Raw genomic sequence first — 3,513 nt, 5'->3', positions numbered from 1 at the left:
GGCCTTCGCCGGCCCGGGCCAAATTTTCACCCTACGCGCTTTTCATACGATCTCGGTGCTCAAAGTCTCATGTTCTCACTACTCATCGCTCTCTTTTCATCGTCCCAGTGCTCACTATCTCATCTTCTTATCTCTGCTTCTTAACGGGGCGTTGCCCCGAACCCCAAATACTTTTCTCCTTAGATGAGAAAAGTATTCAAAAGAATCAAGCCAAAGTTATCCTTCAACGCTTTGGGCCAGCGCCGGCCCGGGCTACTTTGGCAGGCCTACACACCTTTATCCGCCGGGGGCGGATATTGAAAGTTTTTAACTTTCTATCTAAATTCTATTGTGTTTATAACTCTTTAAAGCTCTTAGCCTGCTCAAATTAATGCGTCAGCCTTTCCCTTGGGAGACAAGGGCTAGCAACGGCTATTTTTATCTTTGAATTTTATTTTCTATGGAAAACGTTCGCTGCTCATTTCTCACCGCTCACTATCTCATCTTCTCTCTTCCCAGTGCTTACAGTCTCATTTTCTTACTACACGGTGCTCACCCTCTCACCACTCATCTATTACTCTCGACGGGGCGTTGCCCCATACCCCAATTCCTTTTTTCCTATAGCTGAAAAAAGGAATCAAAAAAAGCCACCGCTCAAGATTAAAAGCTAAAAATCAATTTCGTTTCGCTAAAATCTTTTAAACTCCTCCAACCTAAAGGCCGGAGTCAAACAGAAAAGATTTTTTAACGCTACACTTCATTTATTTTCTTTACGCTTTTACTCTTAGGCGGGTCGGTTCTTAACATGATCTCTTTTCCTTTTTTATTTTTTAGTCTTTGACTTTTTCTATATAAAACGTTTGGCACTCATTTCCCACTGCTCACTTTCTCATTTTCTCTCTTCTCAGTGCTCAAAGTCTCATGTTCTCACTACTCATTGCTCTCGTCTCACAGTTCACAGTCTCATTGTCTTCCTGCTCATCACTCACCGCTCACCGCTTGTCTCTCTATTCTCATCGTTCACAGTCTCATCCTCTCGCTTCTCCTCTTTCTTAAGGAATTGTATGGATCAAACAGCGGTTGTAAATGGCAATAAATCGGCATTGCCAATTGCGAGATACAGGCTTAACAATGCCCCCTTGTAACTGGCACCGGACAGGTATGCTTCCTTGCTTCTTTGCTGAGGCCGACTAACCAATTCGTCAAAATCCTTTTTACTTTCCAAAGCTATCATCTCCAGTCCGGGATGTTGTATATGTAAACGATCTTCAAGCTCGCGAAAAACATACATCGATTCCTTTGAGCGCACCATACAGGCTATTTTTGTATTGTACCCGCGCTCTTTTGCAAATCCGGTCATTTGTTCTATTTTGGAAATCAGTTTTTCGTGGGTTAGCGTGATGACATTATCGGTATTTTGATCTAAATCGTTTGTCTTTTTATTCCAGTCGCTATAGTAAAATAAGCTGTTTTTGAGTTTATTAAAAAGATACCCAAAGGAAAATACCGGATAAAAAATCAGCGGGTATTTCACCATTATTCGTTCAAACTTAAACTTCCTGATGCGAAGCGTTATCGGATGGAGCATTCTCAAATCGGCATAACTTAACGTTTCCTTGCTGTAGTGTTTTTCATCATCCAAATCGATGGTAATCAGTACGGTCCCGTTTTCACGCAAATAACTAAACATCCGTCTCAGGATAAAAGAATCGGCATACAGACTTCTTTTATAAAAAGCAAAAGATAATATTTTATTTTTTCCGTTTTGATTATAGGAATTAACATCGATATTTCTCCACATTTTTGTTGATCCCAATAAGAGATATTCAAAATTCCGCCGGGTATCTGTAAAGACGTTTGGCGGCATGGTATCGACATTTAGTATGCTGTTTAGTTTAAAAAACAGGAAGAAAAAAACGGCCATCGAGGCGGTCAGCAAAACCGTCATCTCCCAGGTAAAAAAATACAGTGAGACGCTAAAAAAAGCAATCAATGCAAGCAAGGAAAATACAATTCTTTTGTTGTTTTGTATCATAGGTATCAATTTAAAAGCCTGGACAAATTACAGATTCAAGCGTCATTTTGTAATTTATATCAAGCGATGAAATACTGTGAATCTCGTGTTCTTCCAGTTTGAAATCAAACACTCCTGCATATTCTTCAATTCTTTTTGTTTTTTGTGTCATAAAAACCGGCACAGCCCCTGTTTGTATCTGCCAGCGAATAATAACCTGTCCAACCGTCTTGTTGTATTTTTCGGCAATCGTATTTAATTCCATTGAGCCAGGTAAGGGCTCAATCATTCTTGCCACAGGAGAATAAGCCTGGTACACAATATCATTGCTTTTACAAAACTCCAAAACCTTTGTGTCGGTATGCAAGGGATGCCTTTCATTTTGTACAACATGAGGAGAAAAACCGGTATCTGTTATAATTTGTTTCAGATGGCGTTTCTTCACATTGGAAATACCAATTGCCTTTACTTTTCCTTGTTCAAAAACTTTTACAAAACTTTCCCAGGTTTGAACAAAATACTCCGGTAAGGGCCAATGTATCAGCAAAAGATCAAGATAATCAGTATTTAACTTACGAAGGGCTTCCTCTACATTTTCTGATATTTTGCCCTGTGTTTCCTGCATTTGCCAGATGTCAATTTTATCGGTAATATAAAAATCGCTGCGTTGCATGGAAAAGTCACGCATACACTCGGCTACAACATTTCCGATAATGGCTTCATTCTCGTAAGCATAAGCGGTATCTAACCCCGTAAAGCCGTGTTTAACGGCCTTTCTGATAATCTTTTTTAATGTTTTATAATCGGTGATTTTGTATGTCCCCATAATCATTGGAGGCATCATCCCACCGTTAGATAGTTCAACCATTGGTATATTATTCATAAAATTTATCTACCATACACTTATCTGCCCTGGTTGAAGTAGTCTTATTGTTTTGAAAATTTTAATCACAATTGGTATTCCCAGATTTTAAACCCACACTTGGATGTATAACAATTCTTTGTTGTTTTGGTTTTTCAAATAAGTGTTTATTTCGTAAATATATAATAAAGTTACCGGAAGTTCGCATATATACTCTGGTTTCGGATAAAACTATTTCAACGCTCTGACTCTGACGAATTATCTCTGAGTGTTTCTCCTCCTGGTCAGGAGGAGTACCCGGGTTAGCGGGAGGGAGGTGGTTGAAAAATTACCGGATAATCACTAAATATTTTCAATACTAATCGTCTCAACGCTCATTTTTGCTTCTCAACGGGGCCTTGCCCCATACCCCAATTCCTTTTTTCCTATAGCTGAAAAAAGGAATCAAAAAAAGCCACCGCTCAAGATTAAAAGCTAAAAATCAATTCCGTTTCGCTAAAATCTTTTAAACTCCTCCTTCGCTAATGCTCAGAGTCAAACAGAAAAGATTTTTTGACGCTGCTCTTCATTTATTTTCTTTACGCTTTTACTCTTAGGCGGGTCCGTTCTTAACATGTAAGTCAATTCTTCTTTTATGTCTTATTCTTTGACTTCTTTT

At 38.9% G+C, this 3,513-nt stretch carries 2 protein-coding genes; both read right to left on the bottom strand.

Annotation, left to right across the window (positions count from 1 at the left end; all coding sequences use genetic code 11):
- Positions 1 to 1,048: 1,048 nt before the first annotated feature.
- Positions 1,049 to 2,014 (bottom strand): hypothetical protein, encoded by a 966-nt coding sequence (locus K5G00_RS29035; RefSeq protein WP_238770049.1) that lies wholly within the window; start codon positions 2,012 to 2,014, stop codon positions 1,049 to 1,051.
- Between the two features lie 10 nt (positions 2,015 to 2,024).
- Positions 2,025 to 2,876, bottom strand: a complete 852-nt coding sequence (locus tag K5G00_RS29030; protein WP_238770047.1) for an aldo/keto reductase family protein — start codon at positions 2,874 to 2,876, stop codon at positions 2,025 to 2,027.
- Between the last annotated feature and the right edge of the window lie 637 nt (positions 2,877 to 3,513).

Origin of the sequence: Maribellus maritimus (assembly GCF_022267315.1) — a bacterium.
Lineage (GTDB): Bacteria > Bacteroidota > Bacteroidia > Bacteroidales > Prolixibacteraceae > Draconibacterium > Draconibacterium maritimum.
This window is presented reverse-complemented; position numbering and strand designations above follow the sequence as displayed.

Bases quoted from the DNA above. Each gene is read 5' to 3' on its own strand.
- K5G00_RS29035 (WP_238770049.1), bottom strand. From the start codon at position 2,014: ATGATACAAAACAACAAAAGAATTGTATTTTCCTTGCTTGCATTGATT.
- K5G00_RS29030 (WP_238770047.1), bottom strand. From the start codon at position 2,876: ATGAATAATATACCAATGGTTGAACTATCTAACGGTGGGATGATGCCT.